Genomic DNA, 2,866 nt, shown 5'->3' on the forward strand with positions numbered 1-2,866 from the left:
TCGAAGACCGAGGCCGTGGCCAGCGGGTCGAGCTGCTGCTTCGACGCGGGCGCGACGGTGCGCACCACCGCGGGGCGCCGGAGTGCCCGCAGGCGACGACTCACCGCCACCCGGCCGGGCAACAGCAGCAGCGCGACCGCGAGCAACACCACCGGCAGGGCCGGATACATTGCCGGCTCCATCCAGCACCTCCGCACACGTCTCATCCCACCAATTCGCCTCGAACACAGCACAATTCGTATAACCAGGGCCGAATAGGTCCGGTCTGTCCGAAGGGAATCTCGAATTCGTTTGCCACGCAAGGGATCGGCCGCGCTTACGGCAACGCACTAGATTCATACGAGCACCTTTCGGGTGATGGCATCGGTCCACAGCAAGCCCGCGCAGGCGAGAGCGGCACCGAGTGGGAGCAGCACGGCCCCTGCTGACGAAGCGAAAAGCACGTGCAACGGAGCAGCGCCCATCAGTTGGCCGAGACCGAGCCCGAGCAGTGGCAGGGCGGCCAGCACGGTGGCGGTGGCGCGAGCACCGGCGAGAGCGGCGGTGGTGCGGCCGTGGAAACGGATGCGGCCCACCAGGTCCGTGCGCGCGGCGGACAGCAGCTCGGCCAGCGCCAGACCGTGCTGTTCGGCCACCTGCCACGCGTCGGCGATGCGGGACAGCTCCACCGCGACGATGGAATCGAGCTGTCGAAGCCCTGCGGCCGCGGAACCTCCCAGCCTGCTGCGCCCGGCGCTCACCGCGAACGCCTCGGCGGCTTCACCCCGCGCTTCGCAGGCCGCGACCTCGGCCGCCGCACTCGGATGGGCACCGACCCTCAGCTCGCCGATCACCGCCTCCAATGCGTCCAGCAGGTAGGCGCATTCGGCGCTTCTGCGCCGATCCACGCCCGCCCGGCGAACTCGAAACCCGATTGTTCCCACCACCATCGCCGTCGCAAGCAATGGACCGACCCCGAAGACCGACACCACAGCCACGCCGACGCAGACTCCGAGACGGAGCACTTTGTCGCGCTGCACCTTTCGAGCCACCACCGGTACCGCGAACAACCCGCCGAACCGACGACGCGACGGCGAAGTCGGTGCCGTGAGTAGTGCGAGCGCGAGACACACCAACGCCGCGCTCATCGGTCGAGCCGCTCATCGAGCAACCGATTCAGTTCACTCGCCGCAGGAGTCGGGGCGCACGCGTGCCAGGCGGGGGCGATGTGGACGCGGCCGTTGTCGTCGCGGCGGACGAGACCGATCTCGCGCAGGCCCCGAGAACCGTCCGTCCGACGGTGGACGTGCAGCACGACTTGGACGGCGGCGGCGAGCTGGCTGTGCAGTGCGGCGCGGTCCATTCCACCGAGTGCCGCAAGGGCTTCCAGCCGGGCGGGCACCTCCTGTGGCGAGTTTGCATGGACTGTTCCGGCACCGCCGTCGTGGCCGGTGTTCAGCGCGGTCAGCAGGTCGACCACCTCGGCACCTCTGACCTCGCCGACCACGATCCGGTCGGGACGCATGCGAAGCGCCTGCCGTACCAGGTCGCGAACGGTCACCGCACCGACGCCCTCGACGTTCGCGGTACGCGCGACGAGTCGCACCACATGCGGGTGCGGCGGCGCAAGTTCGGCGGCGTCCTCCACGCACACGATGCGTTCGCGCGGACCGACCTTGGCCAGCAGACCGGACAGCAGCGTCGTCTTACCTGCACCGGTACCGCCGACCACCAGGAACGCCAGCCGGGCCTGAATGACCCGCTCCAGCAGCCGCTTTGCGTCGGCTGGTACCGCGCCCGCGGCTGCCAGTGCGTCCAGGCCCTGGGTGGCGGGCCGCAGCACGCGCAGCGACAGACAGGTGCCGCCGTGCGCGACCGGAGCGAGCACGGCGTGCAGTCGCACACCGAACGAATCCCCCAGCGCCGCTCCGGTTCCGGACAGCCTGCCGTCGACCCACGGCTGCGCGTCGTCCAGTCGCCGACCGGCCGAGAGGGCCAGTCGCTGGGCCAGCCTGCGCACCGCGGCCTCGTCAGGGAAAGTGATCGCGGTCTTCTCCAGGCCGTGCCCGCGATCTATCCACACGGCATCCGGCGCGGTCACCAGCACATCGGCGACCTGTGGATCGTGCAGCAGCGGCTCGAGCACCCCGGCGCCGGTCATCTCGGTCTGCAACAACCGCAGCGCCCGCAGCAGATCCGTATCACCGAGTACCGCACCGGCCTCGGCCCGAATAGCGGCGGCCACCTGGGCCGGGTCCGGATCACCCGAACCGCCGGACAGCCGTTCCCGCACCCGATCCAGTAGCTCGGAGGTCACCAGCGCACTCATCGCCGCTGCCCAGCAGGCGCACTCAGCACTGCGAGCACCGCATCGGCCGCGTCGCGCAGCGGCCCGCGCCGGTGCACGGTGAGACCGCCACGTTCCAGCCGGGCGGCCAAGCCTGCTTGGGCGCGCACGGCGGCGAGCAGTGGCAGGTCGAGTACCTCGGCGACCTCGGAGCCGCGCAGGCCACCCGGTGCCGGCCCGCGAACGATCAAGCCCTGATTGGGGTTTCGGCGCCCGATGTGCGCGGCGACCGCCTCGGCGGCGGCGACGGCGCGCAGCCGCGCGGGTACCACCAGCACGACGAGGTCGGCGGAGTCGAGCATTTGATCGGCGTGCGGGCCGCGTTCGCCGGAAATGTCGCAAACCACCAAATCGCCTGCGGCACGGCCTGCTTCGATGACGGCGCGGACGGCGGCGGCGCCGATCTCGCGTGGCAACCGGCCCGCACCGCAGCGCCCGCAGGCGAGCACCGCCAGGCCGGGCGCCGCAGTGGGCAACGCGGAGTGCAGCGCCGCAGCAGAGACCCTGCCGTCCTCGACGACCAGGTCCGGCCAGCGCGGT

At 71.0% G+C, this 2,866-nt stretch carries 3 protein-coding genes and 1 pseudogene; all 4 read right to left on the reverse strand.

Annotated elements, in window-relative coordinates; translation table 11 throughout:
• A pseudogene (locus NN4_RS44385) lies at positions 1–182 on the reverse strand (type II secretion system F family protein); the annotation flags it as partial.
• Positions 183–335: 153 nt separating this feature from the next.
• On the reverse strand, positions 336–1,127 hold the full coding sequence (locus NN4_RS44390; RefSeq protein ID WP_147144427.1) for a type II secretion system F family protein: 792 nt from the start codon (positions 1,125–1,127) through the stop codon (positions 336–338).
• On the reverse strand, positions 1,124–2,308 hold the full coding sequence (locus tag NN4_RS44395; RefSeq protein WP_147144429.1) for a TadA family conjugal transfer-associated ATPase: 1,185 nt from the start codon (positions 2,306–2,308) through the stop codon (positions 1,124–1,126). The genes NN4_RS44390 and NN4_RS44395 overlap by 4 nt, the downstream gene beginning before the upstream one ends.
• Positions 2,305–2,866 (reverse strand): septum site-determining protein Ssd (ssd, locus tag NN4_RS44400; RefSeq protein ID WP_371865861.1); only part of this gene is annotated, 562 nt, incomplete at its 5' end. The genes ssd and NN4_RS44395, both read right to left, overlap by 4 nt.

It is taken from the genome of Nocardia ninae NBRC 108245 (assembly GCF_007990755.1).
Classification (GTDB): domain Bacteria; phylum Actinomycetota; class Actinomycetes; order Mycobacteriales; family Mycobacteriaceae; genus Nocardia; species Nocardia ninae.